Source organism: candidate division KSB1 bacterium (genome assembly GCA_024655945.1).
Taxonomy (GTDB): domain Bacteria; phylum Zhuqueibacterota; class Zhuqueibacteria; order JANLFK01; family Oleimicrobiaceae; genus Oleimicrobium.
Window position 1 is genome coordinate 77,126 of record JANLFK010000015.1, and the last position, 21,561, is coordinate 98,686.

The 21,561-nt window shown below is 60.3% G+C and carries 20 protein-coding genes; 4 read left to right on the top strand and 16 right to left on the bottom strand.

Going from position 1 to position 21,561, the window contains the following annotated elements; all coding sequences use genetic code 11:
* Positions 1 to 31 precede the first annotated feature (31 nt).
* The 4 genes from NUW13_14840 (at position 32) to NUW13_14855 (ending at position 5,337) form a co-directional block, all read left to right on the top strand.
* Positions 32 to 1,657 (top strand): S41 family peptidase, encoded by a 1,626-nt coding sequence (locus NUW13_14840; protein MCR4440297.1) that lies wholly within the window; start codon positions 32 to 34, stop codon positions 1,655 to 1,657.
* Between the two features lie 105 nt (positions 1,658 to 1,762).
* Positions 1,763 to 4,348 carry a M14 family zinc carboxypeptidase gene (locus NUW13_14845; GenBank protein MCR4440298.1) on the top strand — a complete coding sequence of 862 codons (2,586 nt, stop codon included), beginning with the start codon at positions 1,763 to 1,765 and terminating at the stop codon, positions 4,346 to 4,348.
* A gap of 52 nt (positions 4,349 to 4,400) precedes the next feature.
* A complete protein-coding gene (locus NUW13_14850; GenBank protein MCR4440299.1) occupies positions 4,401 to 4,724 on the top strand; it encodes a DUF3467 domain-containing protein in 324 nt (107 codons plus the stop codon).
* Positions 4,725 to 4,758: 34 nt separating this feature from the next.
* Entirely contained in the window at positions 4,759 to 5,337 is a 579-nt protein-coding gene (locus NUW13_14855; GenBank protein ID MCR4440300.1) for a hypothetical protein, read from the top strand.
* Positions 5,338 to 5,529: 192 nt separating this feature from the next.
* On the opposite strand, the gene NUW13_14860 is transcribed toward NUW13_14855, so the two are convergent.
* From NUW13_14860 to NUW13_14935, 16 genes are all read right to left on the bottom strand, one after another.
* Positions 5,530 to 6,870 carry a hypothetical protein gene (locus NUW13_14860; protein ID MCR4440301.1) on the bottom strand — a complete coding sequence of 447 codons (1,341 nt, stop codon included), beginning with the start codon at positions 6,868 to 6,870 and terminating at the stop codon, positions 5,530 to 5,532.
* 169 nt (positions 6,871 to 7,039) lie between these two features.
* Positions 7,040 to 7,357, bottom strand: a complete 318-nt coding sequence (locus NUW13_14865) for a GxxExxY protein (protein ID MCR4440302.1) — start codon at positions 7,355 to 7,357, stop codon at positions 7,040 to 7,042.
* Positions 7,358 to 7,484: 127 nt separating this feature from the next.
* Entirely contained in the window at positions 7,485 to 8,030 is a 546-nt protein-coding gene (locus tag NUW13_14870) for a hypothetical protein (protein ID MCR4440303.1), read from the bottom strand.
* A 9-nt stretch (positions 8,031 to 8,039) separates the two neighbouring features.
* Positions 8,040 to 8,921, bottom strand: coding sequence for a hypothetical protein (locus NUW13_14875; protein MCR4440304.1), 882 nt, complete (start codon positions 8,919 to 8,921; stop codon positions 8,040 to 8,042).
* A 105-nt stretch (positions 8,922 to 9,026) separates the two neighbouring features.
* On the bottom strand, positions 9,027 to 10,196 hold the full coding sequence (locus NUW13_14880; protein ID MCR4440305.1) for an NAD(P)/FAD-dependent oxidoreductase: 1,170 nt from the start codon (positions 10,194 to 10,196) through the stop codon (positions 9,027 to 9,029).
* Positions 10,197 to 10,799: 603 nt separating this feature from the next.
* Positions 10,800 to 11,207: a HEPN domain-containing protein gene (locus NUW13_14885; GenBank protein MCR4440306.1), complete on the bottom strand. Its 408-nt coding sequence runs from the start codon at positions 11,205 to 11,207 to the stop codon at positions 10,800 to 10,802.
* The gene (locus NUW13_14890; GenBank protein ID MCR4440307.1) at positions 11,155 to 11,541 is read right to left on the bottom strand and encodes a nucleotidyltransferase domain-containing protein; all 387 of its coding nucleotides are present in this window, start codon (positions 11,539 to 11,541) and stop codon (positions 11,155 to 11,157) included. Before NUW13_14890 ends, NUW13_14885 begins: the two co-directional genes overlap by 53 nt.
* A gap of 448 nt (positions 11,542 to 11,989) precedes the next feature.
* Positions 11,990 to 12,349 (bottom strand): DUF5615 family PIN-like protein, encoded by a 360-nt coding sequence (locus NUW13_14895; GenBank protein MCR4440308.1) that lies wholly within the window; start codon positions 12,347 to 12,349, stop codon positions 11,990 to 11,992.
* A gap of 1 nt (position 12,350) precedes the next feature.
* On the bottom strand, positions 12,351 to 12,563 hold the full coding sequence (locus NUW13_14900) for a DUF433 domain-containing protein (GenBank protein MCR4440309.1): 213 nt from the start codon (positions 12,561 to 12,563) through the stop codon (positions 12,351 to 12,353).
* Between the two features lie 731 nt (positions 12,564 to 13,294).
* Complete coding sequence (locus NUW13_14905; GenBank protein MCR4440310.1) at positions 13,295 to 13,519, bottom strand: DUF2283 domain-containing protein; 225 nt, start codon at positions 13,517 to 13,519, stop codon at positions 13,295 to 13,297.
* 764 nt (positions 13,520 to 14,283) lie between these two features.
* The gene (locus NUW13_14910) at positions 14,284 to 15,123 is read right to left on the bottom strand and encodes a DUF86 domain-containing protein (protein ID MCR4440311.1); all 840 of its coding nucleotides are present in this window, start codon (positions 15,121 to 15,123) and stop codon (positions 14,284 to 14,286) included.
* A gap of 1,039 nt (positions 15,124 to 16,162) precedes the next feature.
* On the bottom strand, positions 16,163 to 17,689 hold the full coding sequence (locus NUW13_14915; GenBank protein MCR4440312.1) for a capsule assembly Wzi family protein: 1,527 nt from the start codon (positions 17,687 to 17,689) through the stop codon (positions 16,163 to 16,165).
* 20 nt (positions 17,690 to 17,709) lie between these two features.
* Positions 17,710 to 18,840, bottom strand: coding sequence for an HAD-IIIA family hydrolase (locus tag NUW13_14920; GenBank protein MCR4440313.1), 1,131 nt, complete (start codon positions 18,838 to 18,840; stop codon positions 17,710 to 17,712).
* Between the two features lie 114 nt (positions 18,841 to 18,954).
* Positions 18,955 to 19,944, bottom strand: a complete 990-nt coding sequence (locus tag NUW13_14925) for a GHMP kinase (protein ID MCR4440314.1) — start codon at positions 19,942 to 19,944, stop codon at positions 18,955 to 18,957.
* 261 nt (positions 19,945 to 20,205) lie between these two features.
* Positions 20,206 to 21,327: an NAD-dependent epimerase/dehydratase family protein gene (locus NUW13_14930; protein ID MCR4440315.1), complete on the bottom strand. Its 1,122-nt coding sequence runs from the start codon at positions 21,325 to 21,327 to the stop codon at positions 20,206 to 20,208.
* Between the two features lie 74 nt (positions 21,328 to 21,401).
* Positions 21,402 to 21,554, bottom strand: a complete 153-nt coding sequence (locus NUW13_14935) for a sugar transferase (GenBank protein ID MCR4440316.1) — start codon at positions 21,552 to 21,554, stop codon at positions 21,402 to 21,404.
* Between the last annotated feature and the right edge of the window lie 7 nt (positions 21,555 to 21,561).

The following is a 21,561-nucleotide window of genomic DNA, read 5'->3' on the forward strand; positions in this document are numbered from 1 at the left end:
ATCTGCGACCTCAATTCCAAAAGGCGATGCCATGCGTCCTCGGGTGAAGATTACCTTAGCAGCTTTGTCCCTCCTCGTAGCGGTGACCCTAACCGTCTTAGCCGGGCCATTCTTTTCCACCGTCTCCCAGGTGGCGCAAAACCTGTACGTCAAGACCAAAATCCTCACCATGGTTCTCGATAAGGTACAGCGCTACTACGTGGACGAAGTCGACCCGGGCCAGCTGGTGGAGGACGCCATCAAGGGGATGCTGGCCAGTTTGGACCCGCACACGGTCTATCTCACCAAAGAGGACTTTGGCAAATGGCGAGTGGACTTTGAAGGCTACCACGGCATTGGCATCAGCTACGACATCATCCGCAACAAGATCACCGTGCTCAGCGTCAACGAGGACGGCCCGGCCTGCGCCGCCGGCCTTTTGCCCGGCGATCGCATCGTCAAGGTCAATGGCGAGTCAGTGGTGGGCATCAAGCGCGAGGAGGTGCCGCTGAAGCTCATGGGGCCGGCCGGCAGCACGGTGACGGTGAGCGTGGAACGGCAGGGGTGGGATCGCCCCCGCGACTTTACGCTCGTCCGGCGCCAGATCACCTTAGCCAGCGTGCCGGACGCCTTCCTGCTGCGACCGGAGGTGGGGTACGTGCGCATTGCCCGCTTCACCGGCTCCACGGTCACCGAGCTGGACAACGCGCTGCGCACCCTGTACGGCCAGGGGATGAAGCGCTTGATCCTCGACCTGCGCGGCAATGCTGGCGGCTACCTGCAGGCAGCCGAGGAGGTTGCCGACCGCTTCTTGCCCGGCGGCAAAATCATCGTCTTCACGCGCGGACGCGTCAGCTCCTCCCGCCAGGAATTCATCGCCACCGACCAGGCGACCTTTCCCATCATCCCCATGGTGGTGCTCATCGACCATGCCTCGGCCAGCGGTGCTGAGATAGTCGCCGGCGCCTTGCAAGACTGGGACCGCGCGCTCCTCGTCGGCCAGACCAGCTTTGGCAAAGGGCTGGTGCAGACGCAGTTCCCCTTCCAGGACGGCTCGGCCCTGTTGGTGACCACCGCCCGCTACTACACCCCCAGCGGCCGCCTCATTCAGCGCGAGTTCGCCAAACGGAGCCGCCAGGAATACTTTGCCGAGGCCGGCTACCAGGACCAGACGCCGCCGGAAGAAGAGCCCCCGCGTCCGGCATTCCAGACCTCCTTGGGCAGGACCGTGTACGGCGGCGGTGGCATCACCCCCGATGTGATGGTCGCACCTGAAGGACGCCAGCTTTCCGCCTCCTTCCGCCGCCTCTACTTTGCCGAGGAGCGGCTCTTCTACACCTTTTGCGAAAGCTATGCCGCTGCGCACCCCGAGATAGGCCAGGACCTGGAGCAGTACTTGGAACGCTTCACCGTCGCGGAGCAGATGTTCACTGCCTTTGCGCAACACGTGCGCAAGAGCGGCTTCACTTTCTCAGACAGCGAGTTCCAGCAGAACAAGAGCGACATCCAGTTTGCCCTCAAGCGAGAATTGGCGTTCATCTTCTGGGGCGATGTGGGGCGCTACCGGGTCGCCATCCAGGCGGACAACCAACTGCGCGCGGCTCTGGAGCAGTTGCCGCAGGCGGAACGTCTGCTGCAGAGCAAGGGCTTCCGCGAGCGCACCCTGCCGCGGCCGTAGCCGCATGCGGACACCTGAGCCTGTGCTACCGCCTCGAACTCGCCATCCCGCGTGGGCGCTCAGATTTGCCGCCATGCCAGCGAATTGCCAACGGAGGACGAGCACATGAGCAGAAGGCAGACGGTGTTCATCGGAACAATGCTTATCGCCATTTCCCTGCCTGCAGTTGGCCTCTCGCAGCAGGTCCCGGCTCCCGAGCAGTTCTTCGGCTTCAAGTTAGGCTCTGACTACAAGCTCGCCGGCTGGGAGCAGATCGTCTCCTACTTCAAGGAGCTGGACCAGGCCTCTGACAAGCTGCAGGTAGTCGAGCTGGGCAAATCCACTATGGGCCATCCGTTCATCCTGGCCATCATCTCCTCGCCGGCGAACATGGCCCGCCTTGACGAGCTGAAGGCCAACTCCCGGCGCATTGCCCAGGCGCGCGGGTTGTCCGAGGAGCAGGCACGGCGCCTGGCCCGCGAGGGGACCATCGTCGTGCTCATCACGTGCAGCATCCATGCCACGGAGGTGGGCGCCACCCAGGCTTCGCCAGAGCTGGCCTACAGACTCATCACCGACGATTCACCTGCCAATCGCCAGATTCTGGACAACGAGGTCTTTCTGCTGGTGCCCTCCTTCAATCCGGACGGCCTGGTGCTGGTCAAGGACTGGTACGACAAGTACTTAGAAACCCCCTACGAAGGGAGCGGTATGCCGTGGCTGTACCACAAGTACACGGGCCACGATAACAACCGCGACGCCTTCATGCTCACCCAGGTGGAATCGCAGTTGGTGACCAAAGTGATGTACCAGGAATGGTTCCCGCAGATCTACTTGGATATGCACCAGATGGGCAACAGCGGCCCGCGCATCTTCGTGCCGCCCTACCAGGAGCCCCTGAACCCGAACCCTGACCCGCTGGTCACCTGGGAGAACTCGCTTTTGGGCGAACACATGGCCATGGACCTGCAGGCCAAAGGCTACCGCGGCGTGGCCACGCGCATCTACTTCACCGCCTGGTGGCAGGGCGCCTTCTTGCAGACGGCCTGGTGGCACAACATGGTCGGCATGCTCACCGAGCTGGCCAGCTGCCGCATCGCCTCGCCCATTTTCCAGGAGAAAAAAGACCTAAAGGGTGGCGGCTTGGGCTTTCCCGAGTACCGCATGGCCACCAATTTCCCGGACCCCTGGCCTGGCGGCTGGTGGCGCCTGCGGGACATCGTCGACTATGACCTTGCCGCTGCCTACTCCCTGCTGGAAGCAGCAGCGCAACTGAAGGAAAAGTTCATTTACAACCACTACCTGATGGGCAGGCGGGCCATCGCCAAAGGGGAGAGCGAGCCGCCCTACGCCTTCCTGATTCCGCCTGACCAGGCCGATCCTGGCGCCACGCGCACCCTGCTGGAGGTGCTGCACAAAGGTGGCGTGGAGCTGCATCGCGCCCAGGCTCCCTTCGTCGCAGACGGGGTCACTTACCCGGCGGGCACGTACGTGGTGCTCATGGCCCAACCCTACCGGGCCTTCGCCAAGGACCTCTTGGAACCGCAACGCTACCCGGATCTGCGCGAGTACCCGGAGGGCCCGCCTATTCGACCCTACGATGCCGCCGGCTGGACCCTCCCCTTGCAGATGGGAGTGAACTGCATCGAGGTGCAGCGGCCCTTCCGGGCAGAGCTCACTGCCGTGGCTAAGGTGGAGGCCGAGCCCGGCGCGGTGAGTGGCGGTCGCTACGCCTACGCGCTCTCCGCGCGACAAAACGCTACCTACGCAGCCATCAACCGCCTGCTGGCCCAGGGGGCGCCTGTGTACATGGCAGGCGAGGCATTCACCGTGGGCGGGCAGAGCTATGAGCCGGGCACGGTGCTCGTCCCCACCGGCAAGGTAGCGCCGGACAGGGTGCGCAAGATCGCTGCCGACTTGGGGCTGCGCATCCAAGGCGTGGGCGGCAAGCCACGCGTCAAGGCCTATCGCCTGCACCCCATGCGCATCGCCGTCTACCAGCCGTGGACCTCGAGCATGCACGAAGGGTGGAGCAGGTGGGTGTTGGAGCAATATGGCTTTGCCTACACGAACCTGCACAACGAGGAGATCAAGGCGGGGCGCCTCCGGGAACGCTATGACGTCATCTACTTCCCGGACATTTACGCAGAGGGAATTTTGGAAGGAAGACCGGAAGGCACGGCGCCTCCTGAGTTCACCAAGGGCATCGGGGCGGAAGGTCTGGCCAACCTGCGCAGCTTCGTGGACCAGGGCGGCTCTATCGTCGCCATCGACGGCGCCGGCGAGCTGTTCATCAACGAGTTCGGGCTGCCGGTGGCCAATGTGGTTAAGGACCTCAAGGCCGCGGACTTTTTCTGTCCCGGGTCGATTATAGCCGCCGAGTACAACACCTCTCACCCGGTCGCGTTTGGCATGGAGGCGCAGAGCGTGGCGTACTTTGCGCGCAGCGCTGCGTACAAGCTCGTGCCGTCCTTCACCGTGCAGGCTCAGGTCATCGCCAAGTATCCGGCAAAGCACTTACTCAAGAGCGGCTGGTTGTTGGGCGAGAAGCACTTGGCCGAGCGCGTGGCGGCCGTGGAGGTGCCGGTGGGCAAAGGGCATGTGGTGCTCATCGGATTTGATCCCATCAATCGCGCGCAGGCGCACGCGACTTTCAAGCTGCTCTTCAATGCATTGTACTACGGCGGCGCTGAACCGGCCCCTCTACCGTGAGATGAGGAGGGAACAAGCAAGCGCTGTCGAAAAACTCCAGGAGAGGAGAGCTATGCAGCAGCCGGTGCCCCAGCAGCTTAGTGTCGAGTTGGGGGAAAAAGAAGCGGAGGGGATTTACTCCAACTTGGCGTTGATCACCCATTCGCCGGCGGAGTTCGTCATCGACTTTACGCGCATGCTCCCCGGCGTGCCCAAGACTAAGGTTTACGCGCGCATCATCATGACCCCGCAACATGCCAAGTCGTTTCTCCTGGCCCTGCAGGAGAACGTGGGCAAGTACGAGAGCCAGTTTGGCGAGATCAAGCTGCACGCCGAGCAGCAGAGGATGCGCGAGTTGGGGTTCAAGCCGGGTGCCGAGGGGCAGGAGAAGGAGTGAGCTGAGCGGCCTGGGCGGTCAGGGAGGCACGCGCGTGCTTGCAGGAAGGGCACGTCGGGCGGGCCTGCTCATGGCGTTGATGGCGTGGTGTGCCGCGGCGCACGGCAAGGAGAGCGCAGCGAGCATCGGCCTGGCAGGCGGCTGGTTCAAGCCCAATTGCTTGGCCGCCCAGGCGTCGGTGTCGCCGTTCGACTCGCTGGCCACCGCACCCTGGTTAGCCGTCGTGCTCAGCAGCCGGGCGTTTTCCGGCACGTCGCTGCGTCTCTCTGCAGGCTGCTGGGCACACGGCGGAGAGCGCTCGCTTACCGTGGTGCCGGTGAGCTTAGACTTCAAGCACGAGTTGGTGCAAGGGTTGCCGTTCAGGCCGTACGTGGCCTACGGTGGGGCAATTTACTGGGGATGGGAGGCGCAGTGGCGGGAGGTGCGGCGCGCCCCCCCCGCGGCGCGGGGCTGGGGCGCCACCTTAGGGGTGGGTCTGGATGTGAAGCTCGGCCGACACTGCAGCGCCTTGGCCGAGTTCGACTATCTGTACGTGACCTTTCGGCAGGAGCTGGGCCGCGCCAAGGACTACAGCGGCCCGCGCCTCATGCTGGGGCTCTCTCATGGTTTCTGACCTGTGTTCTCGCGAAGAACGCCCGGGATGAAGTCGCGCAAAGTCCGCCACGGCACCGCAAAGAGCGCAACGAAACCTGAGAGTGCATCACCCAGCCCCAACTTATGGCTTTCTCAGACGCCTTGGCGCCCCTTAGCGGAACTTTGCGCCCGTTGCGCGATAAGCTCTGGCAATACTTTGGCGCGAAACCCCTCACCGCAGCTTCAGAAGCTTGACGCTGGCGTGGTACCCATCCCCGCAGCGCAGGTGACACACATACACCCCTGCGGGAACATCCCTGCCTCCATCGTCGCGCCCGTCCCAGCGCGCCTGGTGCTCCCCGGCGGGGGCGTCCCCCTGAACCAACGCGCGCACCAACCTGCCGCACAAGTCAAATATCGCCAGCTGCACCTCCTGCCCAGCGGCTAAGGCAAACTGCACCGTCGTCCCGGGATTGAAGGGGTTGGGGTGTCCGCCCAGCAGCGCCGTGCGCGTCGGCACGGTGCTCGGCTGCCCATCGGAAGCCACTGGAACGTAGATCACCACCGGCCCGAACAGCTCCACCTGCCCGCCAAAATCCTCCTGGCGCAGCTTGTACCAGTAGGTCTGCCCCGGCGCGACCGTGCGGTCGATGTACTGATAGCTCTGCGGGTCCACGGAGCTGCCCGCCCCCGGGATGAGCGGGCTGATGCTGCGGTACGGCGCCGTCTCCCCCTCGCTGCGCAGCACGTAGAAGCCGCGGTTATTGATCTCGCTGTCCGTCACCCAGGTGAGCCTCACTCCACCCGCCACCACCGCTGCCTGGAAGGACGTTAGCGTGACGGGGAGAGACACATCGTACTGGTCATCGAGATTGGTGGTCCCACCTGCCACCCCAGACCCCCACAGCGGGCTGGTCTGCGTAGCGACCGTGCCACCGCTGGCGTCGCGGACCTCGAGCTTCCTAATAGCAGTGTTGGCCGGCACCGCCATCTTGAAATAGCCGGCAGTGCTGGGGTAGCCCTCGCTGACCCCGTTATCCTCCACAGCGTAGGCGCCGATGATGTTGTCACTTGCGTCGTACGCCAGAATCACCAGCCCCGCCGTACTGGCTGCCGCCGTCGCCTCGACCCAGGCGCCGGTGGTGGACATGTTCATGTACGTCACAGTGTGAGAGGCGTCCTCAAGGATGGGGCCTTCGCTTTGACCTACTTCGCGGGCGGAGGCCCGGAAGGCTGCCGTGGCATTCTTGGCCCTCAGGAAAATCCACCCGCACCAGTTGCCCCCTGCGTCCAGCGTGCGGACCGGGCAATGGTCGTAGTATTGCGCGTTCTGCCAGGCGCCGTCCTTCCAGATCAGGAAGTTGGAGCCAGACACAGTGGTGACACGAACGTTTACCTGTTTCCCGGCCTTTGCAGACCAATTGGCTATCTCGACCAAGACGGCGAATGGCGTCGCCCCGTCGGTGTTGCGCCCGTCCGCGTAGAGCGGGAAGACGGTGGTGCTGATAGTCTGGCCTACCCCGACTGCAGGTGCGAAAGCAAGCAGTATGGCGACACGTAGTCCCCTTTTCATGGCCTGTCCCTCCTCGGCTTCTCTCGAGGCTCCTCTGAGCCTTTTCCAACTACAAGATAACCCCGACACCCGAAAAAGTCAAGAACAAAATTCACTTCCTTCCCTTCGCCAGCCGGCATCCGCCTTTCCACGAACCCTGGCTTCCTGTGCCTACCCGTACCCGCTCCTTTCAGAAACCCATCGCCCCAAACCGCAGCCTCCCTGCACTGGCAAAATTCAGCAAGTAACCAAGAGGGTATCCTTTGGTGCTGAGATAGCGCAACAGCGCCGCCTCGCGAGTGGGGCTGAGCGAGTCGCACGCCTGGGTGTTCAGGATGGTCCTTCCCTCCACCACGATATCCCGACAGTAGTCTCGTGCCCCCACATCGTCGTATCCGACGTCCATCTTCTCCCCCTGCTTCGTCGCCAGCCCCGCGTTGCGAAGCTCGCCCATCGGTGTGTTTTCTCCGACCGTCTCCAGAAAGCCTTTGCCGAGCGCATTGTCCACTCAAAAGGCACACCCAAGCACGTTCTCGCCCAATTCCCTTCCTAGAAAAGAGGCCCATCGCGGCTCCCAGCCGTCTGCTCATGCCATCAGCGGTCCGTCGTTGCAGTTCGTCCTCTGACCCCGTGGCTTACGGCCGATGCACGGAAGAGTCCGCCGCTATCGACAGCCCCACATGGCCCACTAGCTCTGCCGCGCTCTTGCCCTCCACATGCCCCGCGTCCCGCCTGTGGCGCCACTGCGGGCCACCCTCCAGCAGCACATTGCGCCACGGCTGCAGGCGCGCGGCAACGCCGCCTTCCACCACCTTCTCGACCACCCCCCATGGAAAGCACCAATGATGTGGGAACTCCCGCAACCTGTAAGGGTCGCGCACGATGTCTAACTCCCCGCGCCGCTCGTAGGCCAGCCACGCCCGCGCCGTCACATAACGCAACGGAAAGCCCGTCCACGACGCCTCGTGCCTGTCCATGTCGCTCCCCTCCATGAACCCCAAAGGCAGCCCTCGCGCCACATAGTTGATGTGCGGCGTCTGATGGCGGTGCGTCCAGGTGGAAATCCGGACGTAATCGTAGCGCACCCCGCCTGCTCTGGGCCCCAGCACATACGAGGCCCCGGCACGCACCCCCGTGGCGCCCGGAATGGGCTCGCGGTCCAACTGCACGTCGTCGATCATCAGAAAGGCCTAGGTGCGCAGGCGTTTCACCGGGAACCACTCGACCCAGCCGATCAGGAACCAGTTGTCGCGATTCTTGCTCAGCTCATTGGTACGGGCGTTCCGCCCGTATTCCTGGTACATCATGAAGGGGTTAGAGTAGGCCAGGCTCAGCGGCCGATCCACGCCGGCGTAGAGCATCCCCTCGCCGAGGCCGAGCCACAGGTTGCGCCCATTGCCATTGGTGAGCATGTGCGCGGCCAAGTAGCGGTGCACGTTCCCCTTGGTAGGCCCATCGACCTCGGTCTCCAAGTAAGCGGTCAGCGCGCGAAACTGGAACCGCCTATAGCGCAGCTCCACCAGCACCCCATCGTATGCCGGGCCCCAGGCGCTCAACCAGACGCTATTGCCATCCCCAGGACCCCACGACTCCTTGAACCGGCCAAAGCGGGCAGTGAGCCACGAGCCTGTGTACTCGACGAACGCGTAGTCGCACTCGGCAGCGTTAATCCCGCCCAGGCGCTGCTTCTGCCGGGGATGCCCGGTAAAGGCCGGCACCTCTGCCGAATCAGGCGTGGCCCGGACCCGCAAATAGACGTACACTCCCGGCGCAAAGTGCACCTCCCTTCGCGCAGCTATCTCGTGCTGCAGCTCAGCGCGCAAGAGGTCATATGCCCAGGGAGGCAGAGGAACCTCCGGGTGTGCTTCGACCGGGGCAGTGGCCAGGGACGCTGCCGTCTGTCTGTCCTGCGGCCAGACTGCCCTGTGCAGCTCGACCCCACCAGCGCAGGCGGCAGCAGTTTTCAGGTACAGGTTGAGCCAGTGGTCAAAGGGCAGCACCTGCCCGTGAGCCGACACTCCTGCGGCAACAATGAGCAGCACGGTCAACAGGGACGCTCGTATTCTGCACATGGATGGCTCCAGAAATAGGCCTCGTTTGCCCGAGGTAAAAGTCCCAAGGCACGACAACGAAAGAAAGGAGCTCTTACGCGCAATGAAGAAGACGAGGGCAGGCAGTCAACGGCGGGCGGTGGGCCTGGCCGTGCCACGCAACAGCGTGCGCGCCGCCAGCACCACCAGCCCAGGCTGGGCAAGGACCAGACGGGAGAGCATGCTCGCCAAGTGGTCGCGATTGTGCGAGGCGAGCAAGGAGAGTCCGCGGGGATTCAGCGAGGCAAACAGCCGCAGGTAGTCCTGGCGGGTGAAGCGACTGAGAAAGACGCGCAGCAGGTGGTGGGCAAGTAACTCTCGGCGCAGCTCCCTGAGCTGCTCAAGATAGGAGCTCCCCGTGCTGATTGCCGCAGCAGCCGCCGCTGCCCCTTTCAGGCCCGTGACCGTACCGCCGACGGTGGTTTCTTTCACCTGCCCTGCGGAGTCCCCCACCAAGTAGACCTGGGCGCTGCCGAACCTGCGCACAGGCTGCGCGCGCAGAGGATAGAGCGGCACCCAGGCCGCCTCCATGGCCAACGGGCACAGGCGGTGTTGATTGAGGAAAGCCAACAGGGCACCTCTTGCCTCCTGGGGACTTTCCGCGGCGAGGCCCACTGCCGCAGTGCGTGGCGAGTCCGGAATCAGCCAGAAAAAGTACGGGGTCGCCTCCGGCTCGAACCAGGTGTCCACGGTGTGTGGGTCGCAGGCGGGGGGCAGTTCCACTTTCGCCTGCAGGATGGGCACGCGCGGCCGCCCGTCCAGCTCGGCGCAGCGGGCCACGTGGCTGGTCGCGCCGTCGGCAGCCACGACGCTCCGTGCAAGCACCCGCACCGTGCGCAGAGAATCCTTCTCGCGGAACTCCAAGACCAGGCCGTCGGCGGTGGGCAACATGCCCTGGAAGGCATACCCGCGCCGCAGCTCTGCGCCACTCTCCACTGCCATGCGCTCCACCAGCGCCAGCAGATCGCGCCTCTCCACCACGATGTCCGGCTCCTGCAGCGGCACGTGCAGGCTGTGCCCGTCCGTGTGCAGCCGGAAGCCGTTCACCGTGTTCCTGATGACACCCGCCTCTGCCACCTGCGGCAGCAGGTTCAATAGCTCGCCGGTGACGATGAGGGTCCTGGACGGCGGCATACGCTGCGGCGGCAGCTGGTCGAACACCGTCACGCGCAGGCCCCGACTCGCCAAGAGATGCGCGCAGTACAGCCCTGCAATCGATGCGCCAACGATGACTGTGGGTTGAAAGTCCGTATGCAATGAAGAGCTTCCGTCCTTTGTGCTTACCAGTGGGGCAGGCTATTCGATCGGGGATGGGAGTTTGACCACGGCACTAACGAGGTTGCTCGCCGTCTCGCCCCCTGCCTCCTGCTGCCCGTGAGCCATCCATCGGCAACGGTTACGAAGCCTGTTCTCTTATCCGGTTACGTCCATCGGTGACGGTTACCAGGCCCGTATCTTTGGTCGGCTACGTCAATCGGTTACGGTAACGACGCCCGTCTCTTTCCGGCTCCGTCAAACGGTAACGGCTACGATTCCCGTGTTGTTGTTCGGTTACGTCAGTCGGTAACGGTAACGAAGACCGTTTCGTCCTACGACAACGTCCCTCGTCCACCAGCTTAACGGACGTCACCGCGACGGGCTTCGTTACCGATTCACGTAACCGTCGGACGATCGAGAAAACGGGCTTCGTTACCGATTGAGGCAACCGCCACACATCCCCCCACCACGGGCTTCGTAACCGACAGACGTAACCGTCAGACGTCTCCACCAAACGGGCCTCGTTACCGATTCACGTAACCGTCAGAGGTTTCCGCGCAACGAGCCTCGTTACCGATAGCCGTTACCGTTAGACGATCCACATCAAACCTTAAGCAAATCCCTCACCATGTCCACAGCCTCTCCGGCCATGTCCACTGCATTGTGTGCTGCAGTCTTGGTGTACACCTTTGCCGGAATCCCGTCAGGAAGGCCATTGGGATAACGAGTAGGTACATAGTAGCCATCTAGAATGCTCCATTCCATTGCGTTCTGAGAGAACTCAGGGCGATAATCAGCGGCCTGTGCACACAACCTCTGCACCGAATGTCCCAGAACAATCTCCTCTCCCTGCGCATACAGAAATGCCTTAATGGCTTTCTCAGCGACTTGCTGAGCCAGGAAGCAAGCAAGATGATAGGCGCCCTGTTCCGCCAAATGGCGCGCCCACTTCAAGTCCTCAGTCGCCTGCTCCAGCCAGCGCAAGCCTTGTTCCAGAGGAGCTCTTCTCATAAACTACTTTTCCCGATGCCAACGCATATTGGATAAACGGATTGCCGGCAAGAGAACGCAGTTCTCCCGCTGTGTATACGAGCAAATCGATGTCGACCGCCGGCACAAGCCGGCCATACAGTGCGGCTGTACGGGTAACGAAATCACAATCTGAACGATTCACTACAACCAGCACATCAAGGTCGGTAAATAGGTCGCTACGCCCCCTGGCATAAGAGCCAAAAACGATGACCTTCTCAACCTCTGGCAAATGCGCGAGCCGGCCGACGATGCGCTTGAGCTCAGAATCCAGCAGGCGAGAGTACCGACTTCTCTTTTCTTTCAATGATCCCATGCTCTTATCGCTAACCGTTACGATGCCCCTCTCTTTATCAGGCTACGTCCACCGGTTACGGTCACGAGGCCCGTATCTTACGTGGGTTACGTCCGCCGGTTACGGTTACGATGGCCGTTTTTTTCCTCCAACACGTGGTTCGGGTAAGGTTACGAAACCCGTTTTGTCCTACGGCAACGTCCCTGGCCCACCAGCTTCACAGCCGTGACCGCAGGGCGCAAACGAGACGGGCGTCGTAACCCACGGACGTAACCGTTACACCGCCGCGCAAAACGGGCCTCGTGACCGTAGGACGTCACCGATAGACGGTCCACGAAACGGCCCTCGTAACCGACAGACGTAACCGCCACACGATCCCCAAAACGGACCTCGTGACCCTAAGACGTAGCCAGTCAGCGACCAATAACCCACATTGCCCATACCGCTTGCCGGGCCCTACGAGCGGAGATTAGTGCAACCGCCGCATGCGGTGCCGATGGGGCTCAACTACACAGAAAAAACGACCTAACTCTTCCTGGCTATGCTCCTCGAAAACACGCTTGAGTTCGCCGTGCACATCATCGATGGTGGAGGGGCTGACTCTCAGAAGAAGAACACCCACCGATAGCTCCCTCTTGAGGAACACGACAGCCCCGAAACCTTTGTCACGGGTAACAAGCAGTCGACGCATCTCCCTCGCCTTCAGCAGCAAGTCTTCGTCCGGGGCGCGCTGCAGCCCGATTTCACGAGCCGTGACTACATCGTGGCGCCACTTCCTCAGCTGGTCGACGGTAAGCTGATAAACATCTTGATCGACCAGCACACGCATCTCACACCGTGTCTATGTGAATCTCTTCCGAGCGTACTATATCTGCGGCGTAAGCGGCGCAGGCTTTGACGTCGTCCACGTCCAAATCCGGGTAGTACTTTTCGACAATTTCCTGGAAAGAGATGTTTTCCTGCACCAGCTCCAACACGTTCTCGACACAGATGCGAGTGCCGGCAATGCAGGGTTTGCCGAAGTGCACTCGTGGATCAATCACTATTCGCCCTTCATAAGACCTATTCACGGCTTCCTCGACCTCCAATTCACTCGTCTAGCCTCTTCCCGAGGGCCTGACGGCATCACGTTGCCACTGTCGCCTGACATCTCGATTTTGTCAGTCGGCAACGCCGGCCGCGCCATTCTTGGCTACTCTGCCAATCCCCTGTATTTTCCCCGAACCCGGCTCTACAAGCCTGCGCGCCGAGGCGGCTGCAACGCCCGTTTGTTTATCCGGTTACGTCCATCGGTGACGGTCACGATGCCCGTCTTTCCGTTCGGCTACGTCCATCGGTTACGGTTACGATGCCGGTATCTGTATTCGGTTACGTCAATCGGTTAGGGTTACGAAGCCCGTCTCTTTGGTCGGCTGCGTCAAACGGTAACGGCTACGATGCCCGTCTTTGCCTTCGGTTACGTCCGTCGGTTACGGTTACGAGGCCCGTTCTCTTGTCGGTTAGGTCATCCGGTCACGGTTACGATGCCCGTTTTTTTCCCTCCATCACGTGGTTCGGGTACGGATACGAAACCCGTTTCATCCTATCGCAACGTCCCTGGTGCACCAGGTTAACGGACGTAACCGTAACGGGCTTCGTTACCGTAAGACGTAACCGTCAGACGTCTCCACCAAACGGGCTTCGTAACCGACACCCGTAACCGTTAGACCATCCGCAGCACCTAGCCCTGCCGCACACCCATCAGACAGCTTGCAGTCACCCCCTAGCGCCTATATCAAGAATCTACGGATGCTAGTTGCAAGGGCATGACGACCTCGACGCGAGACAAGTCGTCCGCAGAAAACCTGCTCGACGCTTCAAGTATCTCAATGCCCAACAACACGTCTTCTTCCCCTATGTCGAGGATAATACCCTGGGCTACCTCCTCGTTGCGCACGAATGTCCCCTCTTTGAGACGGATGTAGAGAGCATCCGCTTGAGTGTCGTACGATATCCTCACCGCCTACTCCTGCCACATTGCAGTTATCACAACAACCTGTCCCTGTTCTTCCCTATACACGACCTTTATGCGTCCCTTAGGAAAACGGCGAAACGCGACTTTCCTGCTCCTGTAACCAACTGTTATCTCCTCCGGTTCCTGCAAAGTCCTCGAAACCATCTCCTCACTAATCCCCCTCAAGGCCATCCTTTGCCTGGCGTGCACGGTGAACCTGATGCGCCCGCTTGACATGTGGTCTTCAGGAGATCGGATGACGTCCGACGGTTACGGTCACGAGGCCCGTCTTTGCCTTCGGTTACGGTCACGACGCCCGTATCTTTGGTGGGTCACGTCGTTCGGTAACGGTCACGAAGCCCGTCTCTTTGTCCGGCTACGTCAAACGGTGGCGGTTACGATGCCCGTGTTGTTGTTCGGTTACCTCAGTCGGTAACGGTAACGAAAACCGTTTCCTCCTACGGCAACGTCCCTCGTCCACCACCTTAAGAGCCGTTACCTTAGGACGTAACCCAAACGGGCCTCGTAACCGACAGACGTAACCCTTGGACGTCTGCAAAATACGGGCCTAGTTACGGTAGGACCTAACCGTTCGACGTCTCCACAAAACGGGCTTCGTTACCGTAAGACGTTGCCGTCACACGTCTCCCCACAACGGGCCTCGTTACCGTAAGGACGTTACCGTTAAACGATCCAACGAGCCTGCCAGCCATAGACCACTACCGTCCAACAGCATTCCGTGACAGCCACCACCACGACGCACATCTCGTCTATACTATCTCCTTCACCTTACCGATGAAAATAGGGTACAGTCTTTCTGCCTGTTCAATGAACTTCTCGATTCGCCGCCACTTGACATCCAAATACTCGTGGACCAAGATGTTTCTAAGAGAAGCAACTGTAGAAAACTCCTCGCCAAAAGAATGATCTATGAATAGGGTCCCGAAAACCTTTAGGGTATCCTTGTACGTCTGGGGAATCTGCCCTTTGTCCGCCGCCAGGATGATCTTGGCAATGTCCAAGGCGCTCATAACCAAATTCTCCACCCACCTCTCTACCACCTTCCTCTTGAAGCTGTCCTGAACGTAATCCTTCCATGTAAACCCCTTGATCAGCTCGATCTCACTGAATTCGTTCTCCAAAAACCTCAGATACTGCAAGACCCTTGCCCTTTCCTCAGGAGGGAGGGAGCGGGCCCTCTCCGCAATCTGGTAAAAGTCAGAGACGAAATCCCACCAATCAACCGCTTCGTAGCTCACTTTGCAAAGAAGATCCAGGAAGAGCCGGCGATCCCTGATGAGCAAGGGATGGCCCGTTCTCAAAACGTTGTATACCAGCGTCGGACATGCTCGGTTCAATATGACAAAATCCACCTCATCCGTTGCCAGAAGGTCTATCAAGTCAGACCAGATCCTGTCCTCACCAGGATATTCCCTTTCCGTCTCCAGCTCTAGGTACTCATCCGGTGTGAAATAGACAGCGATATCCCAATCGGACGACTTTTTCCAAAAGCCCTTTGCCCTGGAGCCAAACAGAAAGGCTAAGGCAATGCCGGGTTCCTTCTCAAAATACTGGGTAAGCACTCTGATCTTATCATTAACCTTCTGCATGGGCTACCTAGGGTCTAGCAAGCGTGACCAGAGCCGTTATCCCAAGAAGACGCCCAAACAAGCAGCTGCTGTTAAACTTCTCTCCTCGAAAGCATCTGCTCACTCAACAATGGATAACCACCTAAGAACATCGGCCGTTCCCGGGCAATACAAGACTTACCGGTTGTGCACACCGCATTGCTTCCAAGCCAAACCGGACGGAAATGTCCTTAGCGCGGGAGTGAATGCCTGGAACGCTCTCACTTGCTGCGCCGCCAAAGAGGCCGTGTTGTGGCTACTCCTCATCCGCCCTCTGGTCCCATCTCGCCGCTCAGGCTGCCATCCAACGTGTTACGGTTACGATGCCCGTTGTTTTCCTCGGTGACGTGGTTCGGTTACGGTTACGATGCCCGTCTTCGGCTTCGGTTACGTCAATCGGTTACGGTCACGATGCCCGGGTTGTTGTTCGGCTACGTCGTTCGGTTACGGTTACGAAGCCCGTCTCTTTGGCCGGTCACGTCGTTCGGTTACGGTCACGAGGCCCGTTTTGTTGTCGGTTAGGTCATTAGGTCACGGTTACGATGCCCGTTTTTTTTCCTCCGCCACGTGGTTGGGTTACGAAACCCGTTTTGTCCTACGGCAACGTCCTTGGTCCGCCAGCTTCACAGCGGTGACCGCAGGGCGCAAACGAGACGGGCGTCGTAACCGACGCACGTAACCGTTGGACGTCTGTAAAGTACGGGCTTCGTTACCGACCGACGTTGCCGTCAGCCGATCCATAGAACGGGCCTCGTAACCGACAGACGTAACCGCCACACGTCTCCCCACAACGGGCCTCGTAACCGTAGAACGTAACCGTTCGACGTCTCCACCAAACGGGCTTCGTTACCGTGAGACGTCTGCACCCAGCGGGCCTCGTTACCGATTAACGTGACGGATGGACGATTGAAAAAGACGGGCTTCGTCAGCCCAAGACGTAATCGTTTGACGTCTCCAAGAGAGCTGTCCCACCATCGGCACTTCGCAAAGGTGCTGGTCGCCAGACACGGCGCTGGAGAGCCTAAAGTGACCAACTGTGGCCAAGTTCCAGCCACAGCCTGAACCAGTAGTAGAGACCTCGGGAATTCTCACCGGCGCGGTTGCCAACGTTCCGGACTGCCTCATACCCCAGCACAGCTTCAGCAAAGCCGAATCTGGTGACTGGATGCCACCGTAACTCAAGTTGAGCCCGCCAAGTGCTCTCAACAATACCAGTGGGAAACGGTTCGGAGTAGTGGGCGAGACCAGGAATGTTCCAGGGCTGATCGAAAGGCTTGTCCATGGAACCCTCGCCCCGGCGCAGAAAGAGCACATGGGTCTGAGCCCTGAAGGCATCCCTCAGCCAGTGGTTTGCCCTCAACCAAAGCCGATCGCAATCGCTACCATACGGGAACCCCAGGGGCCGGTTCCGGTGGACGTAATTAGTAAAGCCGTGTAGGGTCTTATAGGTTCGGTTGGTGACACGAGCGTATTCGATCTCCGAGAACACGCCAGCCGGCAGACCGCGCAAACCCACCAGGAAGCCCCATTCTGCCGGCTCCAGGTCGCCGGGCAATTGCCGTTCCACCTGAATGTCATCGATGAGCAGCTGGCCGTAGAGTTGGAGGCCAGAGGCTGGATAGACGGAGACATCTACCGCCCCCATGATGTTCGCGTCTCCGCCAATGCCCAGACTCTCGTTAACTGTCGGATCAAACAGCGGGATCACCGGGATGTGAAAAGCAAAGCGCGGCGAGAGGAGGGGGCCCCCGTAGACTACCGTCTCGCTCAAGCCCAGCCAGACCGTTGGCCTGAGCCGAATGTCAAAACGGTGACCAGAGAAGTACCGATTGTTTTCTCCCACGCGATCCAGAAAAGCAGAGACATGACAATAGTATAACCACCTGTAGTGAAAACGGACCGACACGCGATCCATGGGTCTCTGCACGTCTGAGAGAATGAGCGAGCCTGAAGATGCCGGGCCCCAGGAGCAGAAAGCCCGACCCAGTAACAACTCAAAGTTGGGCACCGTAAGCACGACGTAGCTTTCTTCGGCATAGGAGGCATATCCGCTCTGCCGCTTCCCGAGGTATGTGGGGTCCTCGTCGAGACGGTTGTCCAGTAGGACAGTGGTGCGCGCGCTCAACTGACCGCGCCACGAAAAGCCAATAATTCCCCTCTGCGTGTGGCGCAAGGCGTCGGCACGGCCTGGGGACACCCGGCCCACCAGATTATCAGAGTCCACCGAGAGGGAGAGGCCGACGTTGGAAGCTGGAATTTCCTTAGAGGGGAAGTAGGCCTCCAAGTGGAGGAACGGTGCAAATCTGGCGTGAGCCAAGAAGGGCCGCCGTCCCGCGACAAAGCCGGAGAGGGTAGAGGCGAGAAACGGCCGCAATGAGAAGTCTAAGGAAGTATCGGGGCCCAGAAGGCGTAATTGCTCTGCATAATCGTAGGCCCAGTGGTAAGGGGGCAAGAGGGTTTGAGCGGGCGAGTGGCGACAGGCGAGCAGACAAAAACTAACCGCCCCCAGGACCCGGGCCAACATCCGACGCCGTCGTTTGCGGAACATGAGGGCTCCTGTGGACAAGTCTACTCAGGTTGTTGTCGCGTTTGAGGCTCAACGGCTGCGATGACGCTGGCGAGCTCCAGCAAGTCTTTGGCTACGAAAGTGGGGGTAACCTGCGAAGAGGGACCATCCGACCCGTTCAGAATGAGGGCTGTCTTGGCGCCGATACTTTCCCCTGCCGCGACGTCGGAAGCCGAGTCTCCCACGACAATCGAGTTCTCAAAGTCGATGGCATATGGCATCTCAGCCTGCGCCCGGTAGAACATCCCCGGCGCCGGCTTACGGCACTGACAGCGGTGGTGCTCATCATGCGGGCAATAGTACACCGCGTCCATCTCCACGCCGTGCGTCGCAAGGCTATCGAGCATGTTGGCATGGATCTCCTGGAGAGCGCGCTCGGTCAAAAGCCCTCTAGCGATACCCCTTTGGTTGGTGGTGACGATGAGCCGGTAACCCATGCCCGAGAGGGTGCGTAACGCCTCCGGCGCGCCGGGGTAGAAACGGAACGCTTCCCACTCCCTCACGTAGTCGTGTTCGGGTGGCTTTACGTTGATAACACCATCGCGGTCGAGGAACAGGACCCTGACCTTACGCTTCGACGCCGACTTGCGAATGGCTTGCGTCAGCATGTGCTGTAGAACAAGGTGAAGATCTTCGGCGATACCGTAGTTCCGAGTAGCGCTGACCAACGCCACGTCCACCATCTTGGCTGCTTCGCCGCCACCAAAGCCCAACAGCCCTATAGTCTGCGCTCCCCGGGACCTGGCATACTCAAGCGCCCTAAGGACATTGGGCGAATTGCCAGAGGCGGAAATCACTATCACCACGTCGCGATCCCCGAGCAGTCCCTTCAGCTGCTCCACGAAGATCTGTTCGAATGAGTGGTCGTTGCCAAGGGCCGTAAGGAGAGAGGAGTTGTCACACAGAGAAAGCACGCGAAACCTTGCGGCCCCTTCGGTAGCGGTACCCTTACCCAGGTCGCAGGCGAGATGCGAAGCCGTGGCGGCGCTGCCTCCGTTGCCGAGGACAAAAACCGTGCGACGCTCGTCGCGCGCGCGGAGCAGCATTTCGACTACCCGATGTAGGCGCCCATAGTCAATGGTTTCAAGTTCCGCCTTGAGGCTGGCCACATAACTACCAAAGATGGACTGCATACTTATCCCCTCCGTTAGGCGGCGTCCCTGTCCGATGCCCGCAATCCGCATTGTGATTTCGACGGGCCGTGCTGGAGTCCGTAGAGCGTCTCGGACAGGGAATTGCCCGCGGCACTATTTCCACCGGTAGCGCCGATAGTTGAAGATGACCTTGCTGCCGTCGGACTCGATCATGAAGGGAAGTTCGCGGTAGCCGTGGAGTGCACTGCGGACTGCGTCCTGGGCCGCGCGCGGGCAGTAGAGCAGGAGAAAACCGCCACCGCCAGCGCCGCATATCTTGCCACCAAGAGCACCGGCCCGCCGTGCACACTCGTACATTTCATCGATTTCCGGGTAAGAGATTCCGTCAGCTAGCATCTTCTTCATCTCCCACGTCCGATGGAGAATGTCCCCTATGGCGTCGAATTCCCCCTCGATGATGGCGTTGCGCACCATGTAGGCATGGTTCCTTATCTCCCTGAGATAAACGATGTTGTCACGCACATTCTCGTTCTGCTTGGCCAAGATCTGGTTGGCACGCCGCGTCCTTCCGGTAAAGAACAGCAAAAGGTTAGAACCAAGCTTGCGATACTTCTCGTTGTACACTGGAAGCCTCTCGACCCGCACGCTGCCGTCCGGCAGAAACTCGAGGAATCGCACCCCCCCATGGGCCGCAATGTACTGATCCTGTTTGCCTATCGGCTTGCCCAGAATGTCGATTTCTATGTCGCACGCTTGCCGCGCCAGTTGGTCTGCACTAACCTGGATACCCTGAAATGCGTAGAAGGCGTTGAGCAGGCCCACGGTCACGCTACTTGACGAGCCCAGTCCTGTCCCCTCTGAGGGCACGTCTGCGAGAGACGTTATCTCGACCCCGCCACTGACGCCCGTGAGGCGCATGGCTTCCCGGACAAGTTCGTGCGCGATCTCGTCGACGCTCTGCACGATTTCTTTCCGCGAGTAGTTGATGTAGATCTTCTCGTCGAAGCGTTCCTTGACGATGACATACACAAATTTGTCGATGGCGAGCGAGGTGACGGCGCCGGGCTCCATGCTCCAGAACGCCTCAAGGTCCGTACCGCCGCCCGCGAGACTGACCCGAAGCGGGGTCTGCGTAATCACCATGGCAACCCCTCCAGGAGCAACTAACCACCGATTTCACCGATGTACACTGACTTGGGGAATACCGAACAGCACACCAAGCCAGGGTTACCGACAGTTTCATGATGGACCGGGTCAAGCCGCGAAAGGCCCTGATAAGGAAAGAGAGCCTCCGCCCTGCCAGCCCGGGGAAACCCAACGCCAGGGATGCGGGGCCGCCGCCAGCTCTCTACCCTCTGTCCATCATCTTGATCAGTACAGACGACTGGCCCATTCAGCCGCGATTCAGCGCCCCGGGCGAACCCGTCTGACTACCCCGGCCTGGCTCATGTGTTTCTCGGCGTAGCTCAGTATGTCCTCAATGTCCGTCTGCTCTTGCAAGTACTGACGGTACTCGCGCAGGCTGTCCTCGGGTGTGCACTGCGGCTCCCAGCCCAGCGACCGCAGCGCGGCAATGTCCGACACAGCGTGCCGGGTGTCGCCAAGACGGTAGGCGCCCGGGACCCTTGCAGGTATTTCTGTCTCGAACACCCTTTGCGCCATTTGATAGAAGTCCAGTACCGTGTACGCGCGACCGCCGCCTACGTTGAACACCTTGAAATTCGTGCTGTCCTCGTCCAGGACCAGCAGGTTCGCTCGGAGCACGTCTCGGATGTTGACAAAGTCGCGCAGTTGGCGGCCGTCTTCGTAAATTACGGGTGGCTTGCCCAAAAACAAGCTCAGAGAGAAGATGCGACATGCGCCGGAGTAGGCGTTGTACAACGACTGCCGCGGCCCCTGCACGATCGAGTACCGAAGTGCCACTGTCGGAATTCCATTTTGTCTGCCCAAGGTGAGAGCGAGCTGCTCCTGGGAAAGCTTCGAAATACCATAGGCGTTCACCGGGTTAGCGTGGTCCTCTGTAGCCGGCAAGTATTCCATTGGCCGGCCACATGCTGGGCAGAGGATGTCCCAGCTCCCCTGTGCCAGCATTTCCGGCGTTCGCTGGGTCGGGGAGACCTTGCTGTTGCATGCACGACAATGATACTGCCCCTCTCCATACACCGCCTGCGAAGATGCGACAATTATCTTGGCGAGTTGGGGCCGGCGGGCACCGGCGACTTCATAAAGAAGAGCGGTACCGACAGCGTTGACGTGGAAAAAGGTGCTATAGTCTGTCATGTAATCCTGGTAGGCGGCGAAGTGGAAAACCGCATCAATGCCACGCAGAGCCCGTGCCCAGTCGTCCTTGTTGCGGACATCACCGAGCAGAAACTCGGCTTCGGGCGAGATGTAGCTTGGCTTGCCGTGCGGGTGGATGCGCGGATGCAGATTGTCAAGAATCCTAACATGGTGCCCCGCGTCGAGCAGGGCGTCGACAGTGTGGGAGCCGATAAAGCCGGCACCGCCGGTCACTAGTACCCGCAACCTTGCCTCCGACTACGCCTCGCCGCCCAGTGCCGGGCGGTCCTTCACAAGAAGGTGGCCCTGGCCACTCGCGTTCAATGATTCTTGCCCGAGACGGTGTACCACGCGGAGTATAGGACGAGTTTGATGTCCAGCCATAGCGACCAGTTTTCAATGTACTCCAGGTCGAGCTTCACCCAGGCGTCGAAGGCCCGCGGCTGCCCGCGCAGGTGCCAGAGGCAGATCATGCCTGGC

Coding starts and splice junctions, on each gene's coding strand:
- NUW13_14935 (MCR4440316.1), bottom strand. CDS start 21,554: ATGATCTGCCTCTGGCACCTGCGCGGGCAGCCGCGGGCCTTCGACGCC.
- NUW13_14920 (MCR4440313.1), bottom strand. CDS start 18,840: ATGCAGTCCATCTTTGGTAGTTATGTGGCCAGCCTCAAGGCGGAACTT.
- NUW13_14840 (MCR4440297.1), top strand. CDS start 32: ATGCGTCCTCGGGTGAAGATTACCTTAGCAGCTTTGTCCCTCCTCGTA.
- NUW13_14860 (MCR4440301.1), bottom strand. CDS start 6,870: ATGAAAAGGGGACTACGTGTCGCCATACTGCTTGCTTTCGCACCTGCA.
- NUW13_14910 (MCR4440311.1), bottom strand. CDS start 15,123: ATGCAGAAGGTTAATGATAAGATCAGAGTGCTTACCCAGTATTTTGAG.
- NUW13_14890 (MCR4440307.1), bottom strand. CDS start 11,541: ATGGGATCATTGAAAGAAAAGAGAAGTCGGTACTCTCGCCTGCTGGAT.
- NUW13_14850 (MCR4440299.1), top strand. CDS start 4,401: ATGCAGCAGCCGGTGCCCCAGCAGCTTAGTGTCGAGTTGGGGGAAAAA.
- NUW13_14895 (MCR4440308.1), bottom strand. CDS start 12,349: ATGCGTGTGCTGGTCGATCAAGATGTTTATCAGCTTACCGTCGACCAG.
- NUW13_14925 (MCR4440314.1), bottom strand. CDS start 19,944: ATGGTGATTACGCAGACCCCGCTTCGGGTCAGTCTCGCGGGCGGCGGT.
- NUW13_14875 (MCR4440304.1), bottom strand. CDS start 8,921: ATGTGCAGAATACGAGCGTCCCTGTTGACCGTGCTGCTCATTGTTGCC.
- NUW13_14845 (MCR4440298.1), top strand. CDS start 1,763: ATGAGCAGAAGGCAGACGGTGTTCATCGGAACAATGCTTATCGCCATT.
- NUW13_14915 (MCR4440312.1), bottom strand. CDS start 17,689: ATGTTCCGCAAACGACGGCGTCGGATGTTGGCCCGGGTCCTGGGGGCG.
- NUW13_14885 (MCR4440306.1), bottom strand. CDS start 11,207: ATGAGAAGAGCTCCTCTGGAACAAGGCTTGCGCTGGCTGGAGCAGGCG.
- NUW13_14870 (MCR4440303.1), bottom strand. CDS start 8,030: ATGATCGACGACGTGCAGTTGGACCGCGAGCCCATTCCGGGCGCCACG.